This window comes from Alphaproteobacteria bacterium, assembly GCA_041396705.1.
Classification (GTDB): Bacteria; Pseudomonadota; Alphaproteobacteria; order CALKHQ01; family CALKHQ01; genus CALKHQ01.
Genome location: JAWKYB010000020.1, coordinates 30,798 through 51,676 on the forward strand (window position 1 = coordinate 30,798; position 20,879 = coordinate 51,676).

At 71.6% G+C, this 20,879-nt stretch carries 22 protein-coding genes; 16 read left to right on the forward strand and 6 right to left on the reverse strand.

Translation table 11 applies throughout. From position 1 onward, the window contains the following. Positions 1-21 precede the first annotated feature (21 nt). The 10 genes from R3F55_23025 to R3F55_23070 all read left to right on the forward strand — a co-directional run bounded on the left by R3F55_23025 (position 22) and on the right by R3F55_23070 (position 10,882). Entirely contained in the window at positions 22-939 is a 918-nt protein-coding gene (locus R3F55_23025) for a TraB/GumN family protein (GenBank protein MEZ5670245.1), read from the forward strand. Between the two features lie 114 nt (positions 940-1,053). Beyond that, complete coding sequence (locus tag R3F55_23030) at positions 1,054-3,078, forward strand: lysylphosphatidylglycerol synthase domain-containing protein (GenBank protein MEZ5670246.1); 2,025 nt, start codon at positions 1,054-1,056, stop codon at positions 3,076-3,078. Positions 3,079-3,142: 64 nt separating this feature from the next. Further along, entirely contained in the window at positions 3,143-4,576 is a 1,434-nt protein-coding gene (locus R3F55_23035) for a glycosyltransferase (GenBank protein ID MEZ5670247.1), read from the forward strand. 10 nt (positions 4,577-4,586) lie between these two features. Continuing rightward, positions 4,587-5,330: a class I SAM-dependent methyltransferase gene (locus R3F55_23040; protein ID MEZ5670248.1), complete on the forward strand. Its 744-nt coding sequence runs from the start codon at positions 4,587-4,589 to the stop codon at positions 5,328-5,330. Position 5,331: 1 nt separating this feature from the next. Further along, complete coding sequence (locus R3F55_23045) at positions 5,332-6,702, forward strand: glycosyltransferase family 39 protein (protein ID MEZ5670249.1); 1,371 nt, start codon at positions 5,332-5,334, stop codon at positions 6,700-6,702. A 143-nt stretch (positions 6,703-6,845) separates the two neighbouring features. Further along, complete coding sequence (locus R3F55_23050; GenBank protein MEZ5670250.1) at positions 6,846-7,520, forward strand: 50S ribosomal protein L21; 675 nt, start codon at positions 6,846-6,848, stop codon at positions 7,518-7,520. 3 nt (positions 7,521-7,523) lie between these two features. Further along, positions 7,524-7,790, forward strand: coding sequence for a 50S ribosomal protein L27 (gene rpmA, locus R3F55_23055; protein MEZ5670251.1), 267 nt, complete (start codon positions 7,524-7,526; stop codon positions 7,788-7,790). A gap of 122 nt (positions 7,791-7,912) precedes the next feature. Beyond that, positions 7,913-8,965: a GTPase ObgE gene (gene obgE / locus R3F55_23060; GenBank protein MEZ5670252.1), complete on the forward strand. Its 1,053-nt coding sequence runs from the start codon at positions 7,913-7,915 to the stop codon at positions 8,963-8,965. Next, a complete protein-coding gene (proB, locus tag R3F55_23065) occupies positions 8,958-10,118 on the forward strand; it encodes a glutamate 5-kinase (GenBank protein ID MEZ5670253.1) in 1,161 nt (386 codons plus the stop codon). Before obgE ends, proB begins: the two co-directional genes overlap by 8 nt. Continuing rightward, entirely contained in the window at positions 10,115-10,882 is a 768-nt protein-coding gene (locus R3F55_23070; protein ID MEZ5670254.1) for a phosphatase PAP2 family protein, read from the forward strand. Before proB ends, R3F55_23070 begins: the two co-directional genes overlap by 4 nt. Before the next feature lie 10 nt (positions 10,883-10,892). Here R3F55_23070 and R3F55_23075 read toward each other — a convergent pair whose 3' ends face one another. From R3F55_23075 to R3F55_23085, 3 genes are all read right to left on the reverse strand, one after another. Continuing rightward, complete coding sequence (locus tag R3F55_23075; GenBank protein ID MEZ5670255.1) at positions 10,893-11,453, reverse strand: hypothetical protein; 561 nt, start codon at positions 11,451-11,453, stop codon at positions 10,893-10,895. Positions 11,454-11,526: 73 nt separating this feature from the next. Further along, positions 11,527-12,858: a glycolate oxidase subunit GlcF gene (gene glcF, locus R3F55_23080; GenBank protein ID MEZ5670256.1), complete on the reverse strand. Its 1,332-nt coding sequence runs from the start codon at positions 12,856-12,858 to the stop codon at positions 11,527-11,529. Between the two features lie 2 nt (positions 12,859-12,860). Next, positions 12,861-14,120, reverse strand: a complete 1,260-nt coding sequence (locus R3F55_23085) for an FAD-binding protein (protein ID MEZ5670257.1) — start codon at positions 14,118-14,120, stop codon at positions 12,861-12,863. 238 nt (positions 14,121-14,358) lie between these two features. Here R3F55_23085 and ihfB point away from each other — a divergent pair, with 238 nt between their 5' ends. The 5 genes from ihfB (at position 14,359) to R3F55_23110 (ending at position 18,199) form a co-directional block, all read left to right on the forward strand. Continuing rightward, entirely contained in the window at positions 14,359-14,640 is a 282-nt protein-coding gene (gene ihfB / locus R3F55_23090; protein MEZ5670258.1) for an integration host factor subunit beta, read from the forward strand. 112 nt (positions 14,641-14,752) lie between these two features. Then, a complete protein-coding gene (locus R3F55_23095) occupies positions 14,753-15,106 on the forward strand; it encodes a lipopolysaccharide assembly protein LapA domain-containing protein (GenBank protein MEZ5670259.1) in 354 nt (117 codons plus the stop codon). 27 nt (positions 15,107-15,133) lie between these two features. Beyond that, a complete protein-coding gene (locus R3F55_23100) occupies positions 15,134-16,072 on the forward strand; it encodes an ornithine cyclodeaminase family protein (protein ID MEZ5670260.1) in 939 nt (312 codons plus the stop codon). After that, on the forward strand, positions 16,062-17,192 hold the full coding sequence (locus tag R3F55_23105; protein ID MEZ5670261.1) for an FAD-dependent oxidoreductase: 1,131 nt from the start codon (positions 16,062-16,064) through the stop codon (positions 17,190-17,192). Before R3F55_23100 ends, R3F55_23105 begins: the two co-directional genes overlap by 11 nt. 146 nt (positions 17,193-17,338) lie before the next feature. After that, a complete protein-coding gene (locus R3F55_23110; GenBank protein ID MEZ5670262.1) occupies positions 17,339-18,199 on the forward strand; it encodes a hypothetical protein in 861 nt (286 codons plus the stop codon). A 50-nt stretch (positions 18,200-18,249) separates the two neighbouring features. On the opposite strand, the gene R3F55_23115 is transcribed toward R3F55_23110, so the two are convergent. Beyond that, positions 18,250-18,858 (reverse strand): hypothetical protein, encoded by a 609-nt coding sequence (locus R3F55_23115; GenBank protein MEZ5670263.1) that lies wholly within the window; start codon positions 18,856-18,858, stop codon positions 18,250-18,252. Positions 18,859-19,050: 192 nt separating this feature from the next. After that, on the reverse strand, positions 19,051-19,716 hold the full coding sequence (locus tag R3F55_23120) for a hemolysin III family protein (GenBank protein ID MEZ5670264.1): 666 nt from the start codon (positions 19,714-19,716) through the stop codon (positions 19,051-19,053). Here R3F55_23120 and R3F55_23125 point away from each other — a divergent pair. After that, positions 19,661-20,572 (forward strand): phosphoribosylanthranilate isomerase, encoded by a 912-nt coding sequence (locus tag R3F55_23125; protein ID MEZ5670265.1) that lies wholly within the window; start codon positions 19,661-19,663, stop codon positions 20,570-20,572. The genes R3F55_23120 and R3F55_23125 overlap by 56 nt on opposite strands. Before the next feature lie 20 nt (positions 20,573-20,592). Here the strand turns inward: R3F55_23125 and R3F55_23130 are convergent, their stop codons facing one another. Next, positions 20,593-20,817: a hypothetical protein gene (locus tag R3F55_23130; GenBank protein MEZ5670266.1), complete on the reverse strand. Its 225-nt coding sequence runs from the start codon at positions 20,815-20,817 to the stop codon at positions 20,593-20,595. Positions 20,818-20,879 lie beyond the last annotated feature (62 nt).

Below are 20,879 nucleotides of genomic sequence, written 5' to 3' on the forward strand. Positions count from 1 at the left end.
TGACGCGCAGGAGGTGAATCCATGCCCCGCATCCGCTTGTTCCTGGCCGGTCTGTGCACGGCGCTGGCCGCGCTGGCGCTTGCGGCGCCGGCATCGGCCGCCGCCGCCGACTATGCGCTCTACGGCGACACCCTGCTGTGGCGGCTCGATCCGCCCGGCGGCGGCGCGCCGAGCTATGCCGTCGGCACCATCCACATGGTCGACCCGGTATTGGAGCCGAGCCTGCAGCGGGCGCGCGACCGGCTGCGCGAGGCCGGCGCGCTGATCGTCGAAACCGACGTCTCCGACGCGGCCCAGCTCGATGTGGTTGCGGCGATGATCCTGACCGACGGCCGCGCGCTGCCGGACCTGATCGGCAAGGAGGCGTTCGACCGGCTGGCGGCGATCGCCGAGGACTACGGGCTGCCCGGGATCTTCCTGCGCACGCTGGCGCCGTGGGGCGCCGCCCTGATGATCAGCGTGCCGGCGGAGCAGATGCAGCGGATGGCGGCGGGCGACGCGGTGTTCGACCAGGCGCTGATCGATTCGGCCCAGGCCTGGGGCCTGCCGGTGGAGACGCTGGAGTCGATCGACGAGCAGATCGACGCCTTCGCCGGCCACTCCGAGGCCGACCAGATCACCATGCTGCTGCACGCGATCGAGGTCCACGACCAACTGGACGCGATGGTCGAAGCGATGCTGGCACGCTATGTCGCCGGCGACCTTGCCGGCCTCGCCGAGCTTGCCCTGGTCGAGATGAGCGCCGGCGACGAGACGCTCGACGCGCGGGTGCTCGACGCGCTGATCACCGACCGCAACCGACGGATGGCAGAGCGCATGCTGCCGCTCCTGGCGCAGCACCCGCATCTGGTCGCCATCGGCGCCATGCACCTGCCGGGCGAAGAGGGCGTTCTCAACCTGCTTGCCCAGCAGGGCTGGAAGATCAGCCCGGCGCGCTGACCGGGCCGCCGGCGGTATTGCCGGCGGTCGATACAAAATCGAACAACCGCCGGTAACGGCTGCGGCGCGCAATGCGCTATTGACGTGTCACCGCGTTCCGACGTGAGGGTTGACATGGTGCAGGCAGCGAATTGGCCAGGCCGCATCCGGCGGGCGGCGGCAGCGGCGGCGGCCTGGGCCTTTGCCGCGGTCGCCCCGGCACTGGCCGGCGCCGGGCCGGACTTCCTCGACGGGCCGCTGATGTGGCGCCTGGACCCACCTTTCGGCGGCGAGCCGAGCTACATCGTCGGGACGATGCATGTGGCGGACGCGCGCCTGGACCCGGCGCTGGAGCGGGCGATAGCCCGGCTCGGCGAGACCGGGGCGCTGATCGTCGAGGCGGTGCCGGACCAGACCTTCAGCGCGCGCTATCAGATGGCGACGTACATGGTCGACGGCCGCGACCTGGCGGAGATGCTCGGCCCGGATCGCTTCGCGCGCCTCGTCGAGGTCGCCGCGCCACTGGGCATACCCGACATCCTGCTGCGCAAGATCGAGCCCTGGCGGTTGATGTTCGAGCTGCTCTACTCCGATGAGCAGCTGGCGCGCATCGCCGAGGGCGAGCCGGTCTTCGACCAGAGCCTGATCCAGTCCGCCCAGTCCGACGACCTGATGGTCGTCGGCCTGGAGACGGCGGACGACCAGATCGCCGCGTTGCGCGCCATCCCGCCGGAACTGGCGCTGCAGATCCTGATCGGCCAGATCGAGGACCGCGGCCTGGTCGCACGCACGCTCGACCAGGCGACCGAAATCTATGTCGCCGACAATCTGGGCCAGGTGGCCGCCTTCACGGCGGATGGCATGGGCGAATATTGGGGCGACATGGACCAGGCGCGTTCCTGCGCCCGATGGTCGAACAGCGCAATCTGCACATGGCGGAACGGCTCAAGTGGTACCTGGTCCAGCGCCCCTATCTGGTGGCCATCGGCGCGATGCATCTGCCGGGCAAGACCGGCGTCCTCAGCCTGCTGGTGCAGCAGGGCTGGACGGTGCGCCCGGCGCCCTGAGCCCGCGCGTGCGGCCAAGGCCCGGCATCCTTGCGCCGCAAGGCATGCGTCGCTAAGACGGGCGCCGGCGGCCGACTCGCTCGCGCCGTCGGACGGCGTGGGAGACGGCATGGGGCGGTGGATCGCGCTGGCGGGCAAGATCGTCGTCACCGGTCTGCTGGCCTGGCTCGCGGTGCGGACGGTCGATTTCGAGGCCGTCGGCGCGCGCTGGGCCCTGCTCGACCCGCTCTGGCTGGTGCCGGCCGCCGCGCTGATCGCGATCCAGCTCGGCGTCGCCGCCTGGCGCTGGTACCGGATCGGGCTCGGCCTGGGCGCCGCCACACCGCTCGTCCGCTGCAGCTGGATCACGCTGGTCTCGATGTTCTTCAACCAGACCCTGCCTTCGGTGATCGGCGGCGACGCGATCCGCGTCTGGCTGACCCGTGACGTCGCCGGCGGCATCCGCATGGCGGTGCACACGGTGCTGGTCGACCGCGGCGCCGGGCTGCTCGGCCTGCTGCTGCTCGGCACGCTGTGCCTGCCGGGGTCGCTGGCGCTGGTCGACGACGATGCCGGGCGGCTGACGCTGATCCTCATCGTCAGCGGCGGCATTGCCGGCGCGGTGGTGTTCTTCCTGCTCGGTCTGGCGCCGTCGGCCGGCGTGCGGCTGCCCGGGTTCCTGGTCGAGATCCGGCGCTTCGTCGCCGGCGCCACCCGCGTGCTGCTGCGCCTGCGCCCCGGCGTCGCGGTGTGGTCGGCGGCGCTGACGGTCCATCTGCTGACCGTCGCGATCCTGCTCTGCCTCGCCCGCGGCATCGCGGTGCCGCTGTCGGCGCCGCAGGCGCTGTACCTGGTGCCGCCGGTGCTGATGATCACGGTGCTGCCGATCACGGTGGCCGGCTGGGGCCTGCGCGAGGGTGCCATGATCGCCGCGCTGGACTATGTCGACGTGCCGGCCGACGACGCCTTCGCCCTGTCGGTGCTGTTCGGAGTCGCGTATCTGATCCTCGGCGCCATCGGCGGGCTGACCTGGCTGGCGGCGCGGGGCGAGCGGGAACGCGCGCGGTCCGCACCCGCGGTGGCGCCTTCGCCGGTCGATGCCGGCCGTGGCTGAGGCCGTGCGGGCGGTCGCGGCGTCGCCGCATGCGGCCGACGAAGCGCAGGCCGCCGCAGGCGCGGTGCCGGCGCTGTCGTCGCGCAAGCGCGCGCTGCGCGAACTGGTCGACCGGCTTGCCGGCCGCTACGACCGCTGGCGCCGGCGCAACCGCTATTTCTATGCCGAGGATGCGCGCTACATGCGCTTCCTGGTGCCCGAGGGCGTCTCGGTGCTGGAGCTCGGCTGCGGCGCCGGCGACCTGCTTGCGGCGCTCAAGCCCGAGCGCGGCGTCGGCGTCGACTTCAGCGAACCGATGCTGGCGCTGGCGCGCGCGCGCCATCCCGGCCTCGGCTTCCACCTCGGCGACGTCGAGGCGCTCGACCGGGTCGCCGGGCTGGACGGCACCTACGACGCCATCGTGCTGTCGGACACCATCGGCGCGCTCGACGACTGCCTGTCGACGCTGAAGCAGCTGCACGCTTTCAGCCACCGCAACACCCGGGTCGTCGTCAGCTACTATTCTCGGGCTTGGGGGCCGATCTTCCGGCTGGCGGCTTGGCTCAGGCTGAAGCAGCCGAGCCGCCAGCAGAACTGGCTGTCGACCGACGACATCGCCAACCTGCTCGACCTTGCCGACTTCGAGGTGATCAAGCGCGAGTGGCGGGTGCTGTCGCCGCGGCACATGTTCGGCCTCGGGCGGCTGATCAACCGCTTCGTCGCGACGCTGCCCGGCATCCGGCGGCTGTGCCTGCGCAACCACATCGTGGCGCGGCCGCGACCGCGCCAGCCGCTGGGAGGCCTGTCGGCGACCGTGCTGATCCCGTGCCGCAACGAGCGCGGCAACGTGGAGCCGGCGGTGACCCGCCTGCCGCGCTTCTGCGACGACATCGAGGTGCTGTTCGTCGAGGGCCACAGCAAGGACGGCACCTGGGACGAGATCCAGCGGGTGATCGCCGCCTATCCGGACATGGACATCAAGGCGCTGCGCCAGCCGGGCAAGGGCAAGGGCGACGCGGTGCGCGCCGGTTTCGCGGCCGCCCGCGGCGACGTGCTGATGATCCTCGATGCCGACCTGACCATGCCGCCGGAGGACCTGCCCAAGTACTACGAGGCGCTGGCGAGCGGGAAGGGCGAGTTCGTCAACGGCTCGCGCCTGGTCTATCCGATGCAGCACCAGGCCATGCGCACGCTGAACCTGATCGCCAACCACATCTTCTCGATGCTGTTCACCTACCTGCTGAACCAGCGCTACACCGACACGCTGTGCGGTACCAAGGTGCTGCTGCGCGCGGACTATCTGCGCATCGCGGCCAACCGCAGCTATTTCGGCGACTTCGATCCGTTCGGCGACTTCGACCTGATCTTCGGCGCATCGAAGCTGAACCTGAAAACGGCGGAGGTGCCGATCCGCTATGCCGCGCGCGACTATGGCGAGACCCAGATCTCGCGCTTCCGCCACGGCTGGCTGCTGCTGCGCATGGTCTGCTTCGCCTTCATGAAGCTGAAGGCGCTGTGACGCCGGCACCGTGAGCGGCGACGACCACGATCCGGCCCGCTATCGCGACCGCTGGCTGGCCAAGCCGGTGCTGCGCGCGCTGTACACCGACATGTACCGCCGCATGGCGGCGCGGCTGGTGCCGGGCCCGACGCTGGAGCTCGGCGGCGGCTCGGGCAACTTCGCCGCCTTCGCCCCCGACGTGGTGGCGACCGACATCGTGCCGGCGCCGTGGCTGGCGGCGGTGTGCGACGCCCAGCAGCTTCCCTTCGCCGACGCCAGCTTCGCCAACATCGTGCTGTTCGACGTGCTGCACCATATCGAGCGGCCGCTGCGGTTCCTGCGCGAGGCGGCCCGCGTGCTGCGGCCCGGCGGGCGCATCGTGCTGTGCGAACCGGCGATGACGCCGCTCAGCCGGCCGTTCTACACCCACCTGCACCCGGAGCCGGTCGACATGGCCGCCGATCCGCTGGCCGATGGGCCGCCGACGCCCGGCCGCGACCCGTTCGACGCCAACCAGGCGATCCCGACGCTGCTGTTCCGCCGCCCCGCCGGTCGCGCCGGGCTGGCCGCGGCGGTGCCCGCCCTGGCGCTGGCCGAATGCCGGCTGCTGTCGCTGTGGGCCTATCCGCTGTCGGGCGGCTTCAGGCGCTGGTCGCTGGTGCCGGCTGCGCTGGTGCCGGCGCTGCTGCGGCTCGAAGGGCTGCTGCTGCCGCTGCTGGGTCCGCTGCAGGCCTTTCGCCTGCTGGCTGTGGTCGAGAAAAGGGTGGGTTGAGATGGCGGACGACGGCCATCTCGGCCTGCGCGCGCGGCTGCAGCGGCTGGCGCCGCTGTTCGCCATCGCCTTTGCGGTCCGCGCGCTCTACGCCTTCGCGATGGTGCTGATCGACGGCGACGCCGCGCTGATGTCGCCGGATTCGCATGGCTTCGCCGCCGCCACCGGGACCTTCGTGCGCGCGTTGGAGCGCGGTGCCGTTTCGGGCTGGGACTGGCTCGGGCCGGAGCTCGACCGCATGCCGATCCCGCACTGGCTGATGGCGCTGACCACCGCGCAGTTCGGGCAGGGCGGCATCTTCGGCTACGTGCTGCTGCAGGGCGCGATCGACGCCGCCACCTGCGTGGCGATCGCCGCCACCGCGGCGGCGCTGCGCCGCGACCTGTTCCGGCCCGCAGCGGTCGTGGCCGTCCTCAACCCGACCATGATCGCCGTGTCGGGGCTGTATCTGACCGACACCGTGTTCGTCTTCTTCGTCGCGGTCGCGTTCCTGGCGGTGGCCCGCTGGCTGCGCGCGCCCGACTGGTCGTGGGCGCTGGCCATCGGCATGGCGCTCGGGCTGGCTGGGCTCAGCCGGACCATGGCCGTCGCCTTCATCCCGGTGCTGGCGCTGGCGATGGCAGCGGCCGCGCTGGTCCTGCGCGGGCGGCTGCTGCGGCGCCTGGCCCAGGCCGCCGCCGCCACCGCCGTTGCCGCCGCCTGTTTCGCGCCGATCCTGGCGCGCAACGTCGGCGTCTACGGCGCCTGGGCGGTGACGCCGCAGTCCGGCGTGCACATGCTGCTGTGGCAGGCCTCGCTGGTGCGCGAGGGCATCGACGGAACCCCCTTCGCCGAGGCGGCGCGACAGGCGCTCGACGAATTCGATGCGCGCAACCCCGACCTCGACCGGTCGAATCCCTTCGTCGTGTCGGCGGCGATGCAATCGCTGGCGGTGGAAAAGCTCGCCGCATACGGGCCGGCCGCCATCGCCCGCGCCTGGGCCAAGGGCGCGATCATCAACCTGGCGGCACCGGCGGCGACCGTCGTGCCGACCTTCGCCGCGCTGTCCGGCACCAGCTTCTACGAGACGCGCGGCGACGGCATCGTCGACAAGATCGGCACCTTCCTGTTCGACAACGCCAGTCCGCTCTATGCCTGGATCGTCGGCCTCGGCATCCTCGGCGTCGCGGTGCTGCGGCTGGTCCAGCTGCGCGGGCTGTGGATCTGGCTGCGCACGCCCGGCGCGCGGCTTTTTCTCGGCTTCGCCGCGCTGTGGGTCGGCTTCGTGCTGGCGGTCAACGGGCCGGTGGCCTCGCCGAAATACCGCTTGCCGATCGAGCCGATGCTGGCGGTCGCCTGCGCCTTCGGCCTGTCGCGCCGTCGCCCGGCCTGAACCGGTCGCGAAATCCGCCGCACGCCCGCCAATTCGGTTGACTCGGGGCCGGCCGGCCGTATAGTGCGCCGCTCGCACCGCGGGGCCGACGGTGCAAGGGTTTCTATTGTCCGGCTCGAACGCAGACGAACGGTTTCTGACAGATGTACGCAGTCATCAAGACGGGCGGCAAACAATATCGGGTTTCGCCGAGCGACCAGATCGTTGTTGAGCGCCTGGCCGGCGAGGCCGGAGATCAGGTGCGGCTCGACGCCGTGCTCGCCATCGGCGAAGGCGCCGAGCTGAAGGTCGGTTCGCCGACCATCGCCGGCGCCGCGGTCGACGCGACCGTGGTCGACCAGCCGCGCGCCCGCAAGATTCTGGTGTTCAAGAAGCGCCGCCGCCAGGGCTCGCGCCGCCTGAACGGCCATCGCCAGCTGCAGACGGTGCTGCGCATCGACGCGATCCACGCCGAGGGCGCGCCCGCACTGACCGAGAAGGCGCCGGCGAAGGCGAAGGCCGAAAAGCCCGCCAAGGCCAAGGCCGCGGACAAGCAGGCGGAGCCAGCGCCGACGGCCGAGGAAGCGGTGGCCGGATCCCCGCCGGAGCTGCTGACCGCGCCGCAGGGCGAGGCCGACGATCTGAAGAAGATCTCCGGCGTCGGCCCCAAGCTGGAAAAAACGCTGAACGAGCTCGGCATCTATCATTACGCGCAGATCGCCGCGTTCACGCCCGAACAGGTCGCCTGGGTCGACGAGCGCCTGAAGTTCAAGGGCCGGATCGAGCGCGAGGACTGGATCGAGCAGGCCAAGACCCTGGCCGCCGAGAAGGAGGGCTGAGACATGGCGCACAAAAAGGCTGGCGGCAGTTCGCGCAACGGCCGCGACTCTCCCGGCCAGCGCCTGGGCGTCAAGCGCTTCGGCGGCGAGCTGGTGCGGGCCGGCAACATCATCGTGCGCCAGCGCGGTACCAACTTCCATCCCGGTACCAATGTCGGGCTGGGCCGCGACTACACGATTTTCGCGACCGCCGACGGCCATGTCGAATTCCGGCAGGGCTTCAAGCGCCGCACCTACATCTCGGTGGTGCCGGCGAAGGCCGCCGAATAGCGCATCGCGCCGTCCGCGGCGCCGCGAACCGATGCGACGGGGAATGGCATGCCATTCCCCGTTTTTGCGTGGAGCCCTCGTGCTATCCTCGCGCGCGGCGCGGGCCGGGGGACCGTTGAACGATGAAATTCCTCGACGAAGCCAAGATCTTCATCAAGAGCGGCGACGGCGGCGACGGCTGCGTCGGCTTCCGCCGCGAAAAGTTCATCGAGTTCGGCGGGCCTGACGGCGGCGACGGCGGGCGCGGCGGCGATGTCGTCGTCGAGGCGGTCGACGGCCTCAATACCCTGATCGACTTCCGCTACAAGCAGCATTTCAAGGCCGAGCGCGGCCATCACGGTGCCGGCCGCGGCCGCACCGGCGCCAGCGCGCCGGCGGTGGTGATCCGGGTGCCGGTCGGTACGCAGGTGCTGGACGAGGACAAGGAGGACGTGCTGGTCGACCTGACCCGGGTGGGCCAAGCGGTGGTGCTGGCCCGCGGCGGCGACGGCGGTTTCGGCAACATGCACTTCAAGACCTCGACCAACCAGGCGCCGCGCCGCGCCGATCCCGGTTGGCCGGGCAAGGAGATGTGGGTCTGGCTGCGGCTGAAGCTGATCGCCGATGCCGGGCTGGTCGGCCTGCCCAACGCCGGCAAATCGACGTTCCTGTCGGCGATCAGCGCCGCCCGGCCGAAGATCGCCGACTATCCGTTCACCACGCTGCATCCCAACCTGGGCGTCGTCCGGCTGTCGGAGGGCGAAAGCTTCGTGGTCGCCGACATCCCGGGCCTGATCGAGGGCGCCAGCGAGGGCCGCGGGCTCGGCACCCGCTTCCTCGGCCATGTCGAGCGCTGCGCCGTGCTGATCCATCTGATCGACGCCGCATCCGGCGATATCGATGCCATCGTCGATGCCTACCGCATGGTCCGCAGCGAGCTCGAGGCCTATGGCGCCGGACTTGCCGACAAGCCGGAGCTGGTCGCGCTGAACAAGTGCGACGCCCTTGCCGACGACGACGTGCCGGTGCTGCGCGAGATGGTGGCCGAGGCGCTGCCCGGACGCCGCGTCCTCACCCTGTCGGCCGTCTCGGGCCAGGGCGTGACGCCCCTGCTGCGTGCGGCCTGGACCATGATCCGCGCGCGTCGCGGCGACGAAGCCGACACCGCCGCCGAGCTCGTGTCCGGCCATGGCTAGCCGCGCCCGCCGCATCGTCGTCAAGATCGGCTCCGCCCTGCTGGTCGACGACCAGGGCCGCGGCGCGCCGCTGATCCGTCGGACCTGGCTGGAGGCGCTGGCCGACGACGTCGCCGCGCTGCACGCCGACGGCGCCGACGTGCTGATCGTCTCGTCCGGCGCGATCGCGGTCGGCCGTGGGCCGCTCGGCCTGGCCCGCTCGCAGGTGCGGCGTGCGCTGACCCTGGAGGAAAAGCAGGCCTCGGCCGCGACCGGCCAGATCCGGCTGGCCCACGCCTATCAGGATGCGCTGGCCCGCCACAGCATCGTCGTTGCCCAGCTGCTGCTGACCTTCGACGATACCGAGCGCCGCCGCCGCCACCTGAACGCGCGCGGCACCGTCGCGGCGCTGCTGAAGCGGCGGGTGGTGCCGGTGATCAACGAGAACGACACGGTCGCCACCGAGGAGATTCGCTTCGGCGACAACGACCGGCTGGCCGCGCGGGTGGCGCAGATGGCCAGCGCGGACACCCTGATCCTGCTGTCGGACATCGACGGCCTGTACGAGCGCGACCCGAATGCCGATCCGCTGGCGCCGTTCGTGCCCGAGGTCGGCGAGATCACGCCGCGGATCGAGGCGATGGCCGGCGCCGCGCGGCCCGGCTATTCCTCCGGCGGCATGGTCACCAAGCTGGCGGCGGCCAAGATCGCGATGGCGGCCGGCTGTCGGATGGCCATTGCCGACGGCCGGGCCGACCATGCGCTGGCCCGGGTGATGGCCGGCAGCCGCTGCACCTGGTTCGTGCCCAGCCAGACGCCGCTGACGGCGCGCAAGCAGTGGATCGCCGGCAGCCTGAAGCCCGTCGGCACGCTGGTGGTCGACGCCGGCGCGGCGCAGGCGCTGCGCGCCGGACGCAGCCTGCTGCCGGCCGGCGTGGTCGCGGTCGAGGGCCGGTTCGAGCGCGGCGACCCGGTGGTGGTGCGCGAGGGCGGCGGTGCCGAGATCGCCCGCGGCCTGGTCGCCTACGATGCCGACGACGCCCGCCGGATCATCGGCCACAGGTCCGCCGACATCGAGGAGGTGCTCGGTTTCCGCGGCCGGGCCGAACTGGTCCATCGCGACGACCTCGTCGTCACCGCGTCGGCGGCACCGGCGGTCCGCGTCGGCGCGTGAGGCCCGCCATCAGGCTGCTGCCCGGCCTGGTCGCCGATGCCGTGGCGACCGCCGCGGTGCGCGGCGTCGCCGGCACGGTGCTGGCGTGGCGGCGTGCGGCGGCATGGTGGCAGGCGGAGATCGGCCGCCATGTGGCGCCGGCGGTGTGGGCAGCGCTGGCGCTGACGGTGGTCGCCATCCTGGCCATCGACCGGCCGGTCGCGGAAGCCGTGCGCCAGATCGACCCGGACCTGCGCGCCGTGCTGGAGGTCGTCACCCAGCTCGGCGATTCGGCCGGCTATATCGTCGGCGGCATCGTGCTGGCGCTGGTACTCTGGGTGGTTGAACGGGCGCGCCCGGACCTTGGCGCGCGCTGGCGGCTGGCGCTGTGGTCGCGCCGCTCGGCCTATTTCGCCGCCTGCGTCGTGGTCAGCGGCCTCGCCTCGATCCTGCTCAAGATCGTGTTCGGGCGGCCGCGGCCGCGGATGTGGTTCGGCGAGGAGCTGTTCGCCTTCCATCCGTTCACCATCGACACCTCGTCGGACTTCGCATCGATCCCGTCCGGCCATTCCACCACCATCTGGTCGGTGGCGGTGGCGTTGCTGGTGCTGTTCGGCGTTCGCCGCGTCGGCTGGGCGGTGGTGCCGGTCGCGCTCGCCGTCTCCGCCACCCGCGTCCTGCTGACCGACCATTTCGTCGGCGACGTCATCGCCGGCGCCGCCCTCGGCGGGCTCACCGCCGTCCTGCTCGCCCCGCCGTTCCGCGTCGGCCGCGGCCGGAACTGAACCGGCGCGGCTACGCCACCGCCGCCGTGGCCGGTTGCTTCAGCCAGTCCAGGGCTTCGCCCAGCACGGCGGCAAGCCCTGCGGTATCGTGTTTCTGCAGGTCGTCGGTCATCACCTTGCCGTCGACGATGACGATCAGCGCCACCCGCGGCACGCCGCGCAGCGTTCGCGAGAAGATCAGGGTCAGGCCGCGGCCGACCAGCAGGGTCCTGTCGATTCGCGGCGCGAAGGTGATCAGGTCGCGGATCCGGCGCAGCGGGCCCGGCTGGTAGGAAAGCTCGGTCATCAGCCTGTCGTTGGCGGGCAACGGAATGGGCTCCGCCGGCCGGCCGCGCGAGGCTATCCAGGCTGCGGCCTGGCGTGCGGCGACATGCAGCCGCGCCGCACAGGCACGCTCGACGCGGATCGTGACCGCATCGCGGAACAGCGCCAGCCGGATCACCAGGCTGCGCCGGCCGTCCGGCGCCTCGTGGCAGTGCACCTCCAGCACGTTGGGCACGCGCCCGGTGTGGACGATGATCCCCTTGGGGATCGCGGTCAGGGTCTCAAAGGGCTGCAGGTCGGACGCCACGGATCTCGCCTTCTCGGTTCGGCCGGACGTCCAGCATGGGCAGGACCGCTTAGCGTTCGGTAAGCGGGCGGCGTTAGTGCGGGCGCACGCGGCCGGCCAGCGCCTCCGGCGCCGGCCCGCCGGTGGCCCAGTCCAGTAGCTCGACCGTGTGCACCACCGGCAGGCCGGTGCCGCTGCCGATCTGGGTCATGCAGCCCAGGTTGCCGGCGGCGATCACGTCCGGCTGCAGCCGCTCCAGGTTCGCCACCTTGCGGTCGCGCAGGCGGCTGGCGATCGCCGGCTGCAGCAGGTTGTAGGTGCCCGCCGAACCGCAGCAGATGTGCGATTCCGTGGCCTCGCGCACCTCGAAGCCGGCCTGCTTCAGCAGCGCCTTCGGCGCCTCGCGCACCTGCTGGCCATGCTGCAGCGAGCAGGCGGCGTGATAGGCGACGGTCAGCGCCGGCCGGCCGTCGGCCATGCCGGCCAGCCCCAGCTCGGCGACGAACTCGGTGATGTCGCGGGTCAGCGCCGAGACCGTTGCGGCGATGCCGGCATAAGCGGGCTCGTTGCGGAACATGAAGCCGTAGTCCTTCACGGTCGTGCCGCAGCCGGAGATGTTGATCACGATCGCGTCCAGGCCGGCCCCGTCGATCTCCGCCGCCCAGGCATCCAGGTTGCGCCGCGCCAGCGCATAGGCCTGCGCTTCCTTGCCCATGTGATGGACCAGCGCGCCGCAGCAGCCGGAGTTGCGCGCGATCACCACCTCGACCCCGTGCCGCGTCAGCAGGCGTACCGTCGCCTCGTTGATCGCCGGCGCCAGCACCTGGTTGGCGCAGCTGTGGATCAGCGCCACCCGCTTGCGGCGGGGCCCGACCGCCGGAAACACCTGCGGCGCGTCGACCGGCGACGGCGTCGGCAGGCGCGCCGGCGCCAGCGCCAGCATCGCCTTCACCCGCGGCCCCAGCGTCGGCCCCAGCAGGCGGCCGGCCAGACCGGTCAGCGGGCGGGCGAGACCGGCGGCGAGCAGCGCCGGCCGGAACCAGCGCGGCCGCACCAGCAGCCAGGCCAGCAGCGCGCGCAGCGCCCGGTCGTGCAACGGCCGCCGGAATGTCGCTTCCACATGGGCGCGGGCATGGTCGACCAGATGCATGTAGTGCACGCCGGACGGGCAGGTGGTCATGCACGACAGGCACGACAGGCAGCGGTCGATATGGCGGGCAACCTGGGCATTGGCCGGCCGGTCGTTCTCCAGCATGTCCTTGATCAGGTAGATACGGCCGCGCGGGCTGTCGAGCTCGTCGCCCAGCAGCACATAGGTCGGGCAGGTCGCGGTGCAGAATCCGCAATGCACGCATTTGCGCAGGATCTTTTCGGATTCCGCGATGTCCGGGTCGGCGAGCTGGGCGAGCGAGAAGTTGGTCTGCATGGTCAGAGTCCGGCCACCATCCGTCCCGGGTTGAACAGGCGCAGCGGATCGAACTGGTCCTTCAGCCGCTCCGCCAACGCCGCCAGCGCCGGCGGCTGCGGCTGGAATACCGGCACGGCGGCGCGGATCGCGGTCGGCGCGCGCACCAGCGTGGCGTGGCCTGAGCTGGCCTCGGCCGCAACCGCCGCGCGGACCGCCGCCGCCCCGCCGTCGTCCTGGCCCGAGACCGCCGCCCAGACCAGCCCGCCGGCCCAGTCGAAGAAGCAGCTGCAGTCCGCCCGCGCCGCGATCGCCGCCGCGACCGCCGGCCCCTGCGTCGGCGGTACGCTGAGCCGCCAGACCATGTCCCTGGCCGGGTCGGTGTGCGGCGGCGCCAGGTAATGCACGTCACGGACCTCGACCCACAACGTGCGCGAAGCCTCGTCGTCGAGGACGTCGACGGCACCGAACGTGGCGAGCTCGCCGGCCAGCGCGTCGACCCGGGCCGCGACCGAGGTCGGGAAGCCCTCGATGCGCAGCAGCGTCGCCGCGCCGGCGCCGCCCAGCACCGGCGAACGCCCGGCGATCTGCGGCGGCAGGTGGGCCGCGCCCGATACGTCGTGGCTGCTGTTCATGGCGGCGGCCAGCGCCCGCTGGCCGCGCACGGTGTCGAGGCCGTGCAGCAGCAGGGTCCGCGTCGTCTCCGGCGCCGGCAGGGCCTTCACCGACAAGGCGTCGAACGCGACCAGGGTGCCCCAGGCGCCGGCGACCAGCTTGCTGACGTCGTAGCCGGTGACGTTCTTCACCACGCGGCCACCGGCCTTGAACGGCGTGCCGCGGCCGCTGACGCCGCTGAAGCCGAGCAGGTGGTCGCGGCCGGCGCCGGCCCGGATGCGCCGCGGCCCGGCGAAATCCGCGCTCAACGCGCCCGCCAGCGTGCCGCCGCCGGCGCCGCCGCCGAGCAGCGGCCCGAGGTCCACCGGCTCGAAGGCGAACATCTGCCCGGCTTCCTCGAGGGCGGTGGCCAGTGCGCGCATCGGCGTCGCCGCGCCGCAGGTCAGCACCAGCTCGGCGGGGTCGTAGTCCTGGATGCCCGACAGCCGGTCCAGCGCCAGCACGGCGGCCGCCTGTACCGGGCGGCCGACCGTGCGCCGGGTGCCGGTGCCGACCAGCTCCAGCGGCTGGGTGCCGCCGACGGCCTCGGCGACGGCCTCGGCCAGCTCGGCCGGGGTGCCGGGGCGGAAGGATGCTGCGATCTGGGTCTCGGGCTCGGTCTCGGTCATCGGTCCTCGGTCCGGCGTCGACGGCTACGCGATCCTAGCGCGCCGGGCGCCGCTGGCGAGCGCCATTGCATGTAATCGCTTACCTGTCGCGCCGAAGCAAGCCGCCTGCGCGCCAGTCGGGAGCGAAAATCCCTTGCACAGCATAGGCTTATGGTTGACCGCCGGCCATCGGCCGTGGCACGCTCGGCCACGGGTCTGCGGCCGCCCTGGCCGGCACCGGCAAATGAGAACGAACCGGATGACAAAATCGGAACTCATTCAGCGGCTGGCACAGCGCAATCCGCACCTGTATCAGCGCGACGTCGAGCGGATCGTCAGCACGATCTTCGACGAGATCACCGAGGCGCTGGCGCGCGGCGATCGGGTCGAGCTGCGCGGCTTCGGCGCCTTCTCCGTCAAGCAGCGTGGCGCGCGCACCGGGCGCAACCCGCGCACCGGCGAATCCGTGGCGGTCGACGAAAAGAGCGTGCCGTTCTTCAAGACCGGCAAGGAACTGCGCGAGCGGCTGAACACCGACTGACCGCCGCGTCCCGGCCGCGACAACGCGGCCGGCCATGCCGGCTGACAAGCCGGGCGCGAAGTGCCAGTGTGCAGGGCATGAACCCGCAACCGCGACCGGGGCCGATGCCGTCATGATCCGATTCCTGCTCTGGCTGATCGTCGGCCTGCCGGTCGGCTTCGTGCTGGTCTCGCTGGCCGTTTCCTCGTCCGACGACGCCGCGCTGCGGGTGTGGCCGTTGGCCTATGAGCTGCGCGCGCCGGTCGGGCTGGTCGTGCTGGCCACGCTGATCGTCGCCTTCTTCGTCGGCATGGCCTGCGCCTGGCTGCTGGGCGGTCGCACGCGCCGCCGCCTGCGGACCCAGCGCCGGCAGATCGAGGACCTGCGCGACGAGATCGCCGCCACCCATGCGCGGCTGGGCCAGGCGATGGCCGGCCAACAGGGTGGCGCCAGCCAGCGGGCGCTGCCGCCGTCGAAGGCGGCCTGACGGCACAGGGACCGGCGCGGACCGATCATGCATCTGATCGATGCGCGCGCTGTCGCGGACATCCTGACCGAGGACGTGGCCCGGGCCGCGCTGGCGGACGCCTTCCGTGCCGGCGCGACCGAGGCGCCGCCCCGGCACGTGCACGATCTTGACGGCGGCACCTTGTTGCTGATGCCGGCATGGGACGTGCGCGCCGTCGGCGTGAAGCTGGTCACGGTGGTGCCCGGCAACGCCGCTCGCGGGCTGCCGGCGGTGCATGCGCAGTACCTGCTGTCGGACCGCGCGACCGGCCGGCCGCTGGCGCTGATCGACGGCGAGATGCTGACCCTGCGCCGTACCGCAGCCGCGTCCGCGCTGGCCTCCAGCTTTCTCAGCCGGCCGGACAGCCGCCACCTGGTGATGGTCGGCGCCGGCGCGCTGGCACCGCACGTGGTCGCGGCCCACTGCGCGGTGCGCCCGATCGCGCGGGTGACGATCTGGAACCGGACGGCTGAGCGGGCGCGGGCGCTGGCCGCCCGGCTCGACCGGCCGGGCCTGCATGTCGCCGTCGCCGACGACCTCGAGGCCGCGGTCCAGGCGGCGGACATCGTCAGCTGCGCCACGCTCAGCACGACGCCGCTGGTCCGCGGCGCCTGGCTCAGGCCCGGCACCCACCTCGACCTGATCGGCGGCTTCCGGCCCGACATGCGCGAGGTCGACGACGATGCGGTGGTGCGCTCCACCCTGTTCGTCGACACCCGACCGGGCGCGTTGGCCGAGGCCGGCGACCTGGTCCAGCCGATCGCCGCCGGCCTGATCGCGGCGACGGCGGTGCGGGCGGACCTCGCCGCGTTGTGCCGGGGAACGGCTGCCGGCCGGACCGGGCCGGCGGAGATCACGCTGTTCAAGTCGGTCGGCGCGGCGCTCGAGGACCTGGCGGCCGCCCTGGTCGTTCATGACCGCGTCGGAGGTTCGCATGGCGGTTGAGCATTGTGCGACGCTGGTGGTCGGCGGCGGGATCATGGGCCTTGCCGTCGCCTGGGCGCTGGTCCGGCGCGGCCAGCCGGTGACGGTGGTGGAGCAGGGCGCCATCCCCAACCCGCTGGGCTCGTCGGTCGACCGGCATCGGCTGATCCGCTACGCCTATGGCGCGGAGACCGGCTACATGCGCATGGTCGCCGACGCCTATCCGGCGTGGGAGCGGCTGTGGGTCGACCTCGGCGTGAGGCACTATGCCGAGACCGGCACGCTGATCCTCGAATCCGGCGGCGGCGACTGGGCGGCCCGCTCGGCGGCGGCGATGGCGGCCGACGGCCTGGCCGTCGAGGCGGTGTCGCCTGCCGCGGCGCACCACCGCTGGCCGATGCTGCGCGCCGACTTCCCGGGCGAGATCCACTATGCGCCGTCGGGCGGCGTGCTGTTCGCCGAGCCGATCGTGCGCGCGCTCGGCGCATGGCTGGACGCGCGGCCGGAGCTGGCGACCCTGGTGACGGCATCGCAGGTCGTTGCGGTCGACGCCGCCGGCGCGAGGATTGCGTTGCGCGACGGGCGCACGCTGGCGGCGGATAGGCTCGTCATCGCGGCCGGTCCGTGGACCGGGCGGCTATTGCCCGAGTTGGCCGCCGCGCTGTCCCCGTCGCGCCAGGTTGTGGTCTATTTCGCGCCGCCGGCCGACCTGGCGGCCGCGTGGGCCGGCGGCCCGATGATCCTCGATATCGGCACCGCCGATGCGCTCTATGCGGTTCCGCCGGTGCGCGGCACCGGGTTGAAGATCGGCCGGCATGCCTTCGGCCCGGCCGCCGACCCCGACATCGACCGCGAACCCGCACCGGCCGACATCGCGCCGATCCGCGCGGCGGCGGCCCATTGCCTCGCCGGGTTCGACCGCTATGGGGTCGCGTTCGCACGGACCTGCTTCTATACCGTCGCGGACGAGGAACGCTTCATCGTGCGCCCGGTCGTGCCCGACGGCCGGACCTGGGTGCTCGCCGGCTTTTCCGGCCACGGGTTCAAGTTCGGACCCCTGATCGGCGAGCGGCTGGCCGCGGCGCTGTGCGGCGAGGCTGCGGCAGCGAACGTGCAGGCCTGGGCTGCCGGCCGCGGCTGACCCGCAGGGGCAGTTGACCGCGCGGGGCGCCGGCGGTCTCGCTTTGCTTGTCGGTGCGTAACCGTCTGGTAAGGTGGCCGCAGTCAGCCGACCGCTGCCGTGGCGTTCGATCCGCGACAGCCTTCATTGGTTTGCGGGGGATATCGATGGGGCATCTTCTCTGCCGCGGCCGCGGCATGCTGGGCGCGATCGGCATAGCCGGGCTTGTCGGGACGCTCGCCGCCTGCGTGCCGGCAGGCGGACAGTCCGGCGGGCAGGCAGGTGGCCAGTCGGGCGGGCAGTCGGGCGGGATCGGCTTCATCCCGGTGACCACGCCCCCGGTCGGCGCATCCGGCGGTGCCGCCGCCCCGACCCGGCCGGCGGTGACCACGGGGCGCTTCGGCGAGATCGCTGATTCCGACCTGCGCAACCTGGTGTCCGGGATCAGCATTCAGGGCACCGACATCGCCGGCAGCCGGTTCTGCTCCTACTACGATCCGAACGGCACGGTGACGACGGTGACCCCCGGAGCCCCGTCGCGCAGCGGAACGTGGACGATCACCAACGGCCAGGTCTGCGAGAGCAAGGGCGGCACCGGCAGCTGCAGCCGGTTCGACTTCCAGCCGCCGACCTACCAGACGGTGACCATGACCGCCACCGACGGCTCCGGCGCCTTCCCGCTGACCGGCGCGGTGTCCGACGGCAATGCCTGCGGCTCGAGCGTCACGCCCGGCGTCTCGCCCGACCAGGTCAACGGCTACAGCGTCAGCCAGGTGACCTTCACCGACGCCCAGGGCATCCGCCTCGGCACCTATCGCAACAATGCGGCGGGTTCCTGGGTCGAAACCGACGCCTCGGGTGCCGTCACCTTCACCTTTACCGAGATGCAGCGCGACGAGTGGTCGGTCTATCTGCGCGACTACACCCGCAACGTCGACATCCAGCTCGACCTGTATACCCGCGAGGTGAAGTACGCGCCGGCCGGCCAGCAGCGCGCGGCGCTCTACCGGATCAGCGACGCGCGCTGAACGGCGATGCGTTGTTCGGCTCTGCCAACGCGCGGGCGCGGCCGGAAGGCCTAGCCCAGCGGCTTTCTGAAGGTTTCGAAGTCAGGATCCCAGGGCGTCTTTGTCTGCTCGACGTGGGTGGTGACCTTGCCCGTCACCAGGTCCTCGGTGCCGTGATAGGTCTCATGGGTCAGGTCGTAGTGCACGGCCTTCTGACCCAGATATTCATAGCGGTAGGTCTTGACCAGGCAGTCCTTGATGTCGCCGAAGATCGATTCGCGCGAGACCATCACGCGCATCGGTGCGGTCTCCGACTGTACCACCCGCATGCCGCCGCCGCAGCGCAGCAGGAAGTAGCCCCCGGCGACGAGCAGCGTGTTGATGTTGCCGAGGCTGTAGGTCAGCCGCTCGTCGAGGAACAGGTCTCCCGGCAGGTTTTCGCCGAGGATGAGGTTGAAGCGCTCCGACACCTTCGACGCGAAACCCAGCTCGGTGATGTCGCCGAGGATGTCCGGATACATCAGCGGGCTGATGTCCAGCGTGTAGTCGCCTTCCTCCTTCGACCTGTGCCGGTGGGTAATGTAGTTGGACGGACTCTCCATCGAGGAAGACGGGCTCGCCAGCGGGTTGTGAACCAGACTGGTGGCCCGGCCGCAGCCGATAATCAATCGCTTCGCCATGACATTCACCCGGAAACGCGGTGCTCCGGCGCGTCGACCGTGGTGCGCGTTGAATGCCTCGACATTGTGCGCAGGCATCGGCGCGACGCGGGCGGCCGGATCGGGAGCGAGCGGAACATGGGGCCCCGGCGGGCGCAGTGGCGTTTCGCACAGGGCGCCGCGCCGGCGATGCCGGCCGGCGCTTGCCGCCCGCTAGCTGGAGACCGGGATCACGTAGTCCAGCACCGAGAAGAAGTGCATGATCGAGCCGGCGAGCGTGAACAGGTGCCAGATGGCGTGGCTGAACGGCACCAGCCGCCAGAGATAGAACGGGGTGCCGACCGTGTAGAACACCCCGCCCAGCAGCAGGAACATGAAGCCGCCCGGGTGCAGCACGTCGACCAGCAGCCAGGCGCTGTAGAGGAAGCCGAACCAGCCCATCGCCACGTACAGGATGGTGGAGAGCAGGTCGAAGCGCTTGGGGTCGGGTCCGGCAAAGGCGATCACCTTGAACGCGATGCCGGCCACCGCCATCGCCCAGATCACGCCAAACAGCGGCCAGCCCAGCTCCGGCGGCAGGGCCAGCAGCGCGAACGGCGTGTTGGTGCCGGCGATCAGCAGGTAGATGGAGCAATGGTCCATCATGTCGAACCAGCCGTGGACGCGCGGGTGGTTGATGCTGTGGACCAGCGAGGAGCTGAGATAGACCAGGATCAGGCTCGATCCGAAGATGGTAACGGCCGTGACCGCCGTGCCCGAACCCACGTCGGAGGCGGACACGACCATAATCACCAGGGCAGCGATCGCCAGCCCGGCGCCGATCATGTGGGTTACTGCGTTGGCGGCTTCTTCGAGCCGCGCGATCCGCGCTTCGGCCATTGCGGTCTCCGCTGTCCTCGCTGTCCTCGCCTCGCCAGTGAATATAAGTTCCGCGGCGGGGGCTGCAAAGCGTTCGCAATCACATTGCCGGGAAGCCCGGTCGAATTGTGGCGCGGGCGTTGCGCGGGCGCAATCCAGGCTGCCGATCGCCCGCAGCCATTGCTTTTCCGTGGCGCCGAGGGCACATGGGGCGCAACCGGAGGACCAGCACGTTGCGCCCGCTAGCCAAGATCTGCGGCCTGAAGACGCCCGACGCGGTCGATGCGGCGGTGGCGGGGGCGCCGCCTTCCTCGGCTTCGTGTTCTACCCGCCGAGCCCGCGCGCGATCGCCCCGGACGAGGCGGCCGCATTGATCGACGCCGTGCCCGCGGGGATCGAGCGTGTCGGCCTGTTCGTCGATCCGGACGACGACCTGCTCGCTGCGGTGCTGGCTGCGGCGCCGCTGTCGATGATCCAGCTGCACGGTCACGAACCGCCGGAGCGGGTCGACGCCATCCGCGCCCGTTTCGGACTGCCGGTCATGAAGGCGCTGGCGGTGGCCGAGGCCGGCGACCTGGCCGCCGTGCCGGCCTATGCGCCGCACTGTGCCTGGCTGCTGTTCGACGCCAAGCCGCCGCACCGGGCCGACGCGCTGCCGGGCGGCAACGCGCTCAGCTTCGACTGGCGGCTGTTGCGCGACGGTCCCGGCGTGACGCGCTGGATGCTGGCCGGCGGGCTCGATGCCGGGAACGTCGCCGAAGCGGTCAGGCTGACCGGCGCGCCGGCCGTCGACGTGTCGTCGGGCGTGGAAAAGGCGAAGGGGGTCAAGGACCCGGCGCTGATCGCGGCGTTCCTGCGCGTCGTCGCCGGCCTGTAGCCGGCGAGGGCGCCGTCGCGTCAGGCCTTGGCGCGCAGCGGGTCGGCGTGGGTGCCGTTGACGAACTGCAGCGTCGCCCGGGCCAGGCCGGCGGGATCGCCGTGCCCGTCGCAGATCGCGTTCAACGCGCCGACCAGCACGTCGTGGCTCTCGCACACGCGGTAGACGTCGAGCATTTCCGCCCCGCGTTCCTCGCGAATGCGCCGGATCACGTCGTCGATGCCTTCCACGAACACACCCCCCACGTCCGTGTCGCCCGCCAGCGCGCCGCTGTGCGCATGTCGGAAGCGTAATGTATCAACATAGC

Bases quoted from the DNA above. Each gene is read 5' to 3' on its own strand.
- R3F55_23025 (MEZ5670245.1), top strand. From the start codon at position 22: ATGCCCCGCATCCGCTTGTTCCTGGCCGGTCTGTGCACGGCGCTGGCC.
- R3F55_23030 (MEZ5670246.1), top strand. From the start codon at position 1,054: ATGGTGCAGGCAGCGAATTGGCCAGGCCGCATCCGGCGGGCGGCGGCA.
- R3F55_23045 (MEZ5670249.1), top strand. From the start codon at position 5,332: ATGGCGGACGACGGCCATCTCGGCCTGCGCGCGCGGCTGCAGCGGCTG.
- R3F55_23050 (MEZ5670250.1), top strand. From the start codon at position 6,846: ATGTACGCAGTCATCAAGACGGGCGGCAAACAATATCGGGTTTCGCCG.
- rpmA (MEZ5670251.1), top strand. From the start codon at position 7,524: ATGGCGCACAAAAAGGCTGGCGGCAGTTCGCGCAACGGCCGCGACTCT.
- obgE (MEZ5670252.1), top strand. From the start codon at position 7,913: ATGAAATTCCTCGACGAAGCCAAGATCTTCATCAAGAGCGGCGACGGC.
- proB (MEZ5670253.1), top strand. From the start codon at position 8,958: ATGGCTAGCCGCGCCCGCCGCATCGTCGTCAAGATCGGCTCCGCCCTG.
- glcF (MEZ5670256.1), bottom strand. From the start codon at position 12,858: ATGCAGACCAACTTCTCGCTCGCCCAGCTCGCCGACCCGGACATCGCG.
- R3F55_23085 (MEZ5670257.1), bottom strand. From the start codon at position 14,120: ATGACCGAGACCGAGCCCGAGACCCAGATCGCAGCATCCTTCCGCCCC.
- ihfB (MEZ5670258.1), top strand. From the start codon at position 14,359: ATGACAAAATCGGAACTCATTCAGCGGCTGGCACAGCGCAATCCGCAC.
- R3F55_23095 (MEZ5670259.1), top strand. From the start codon at position 14,753: ATGATCCGATTCCTGCTCTGGCTGATCGTCGGCCTGCCGGTCGGCTTC.
- R3F55_23100 (MEZ5670260.1), top strand. From the start codon at position 15,134: ATGCATCTGATCGATGCGCGCGCTGTCGCGGACATCCTGACCGAGGAC.
- R3F55_23105 (MEZ5670261.1), top strand. From the start codon at position 16,062: ATGGCGGTTGAGCATTGTGCGACGCTGGTGGTCGGCGGCGGGATCATG.
- R3F55_23110 (MEZ5670262.1), top strand. From the start codon at position 17,339: ATGGGGCATCTTCTCTGCCGCGGCCGCGGCATGCTGGGCGCGATCGGC.
- R3F55_23115 (MEZ5670263.1), bottom strand. From the start codon at position 18,858: ATGGCGAAGCGATTGATTATCGGCTGCGGCCGGGCCACCAGTCTGGTT.
- R3F55_23125 (MEZ5670265.1), top strand. From the start codon at position 19,661: ATGTGGGTTACTGCGTTGGCGGCTTCTTCGAGCCGCGCGATCCGCGCT.
- R3F55_23120 (MEZ5670264.1), bottom strand. From the start codon at position 19,716: ATGGCCGAAGCGCGGATCGCGCGGCTCGAAGAAGCCGCCAACGCAGTA.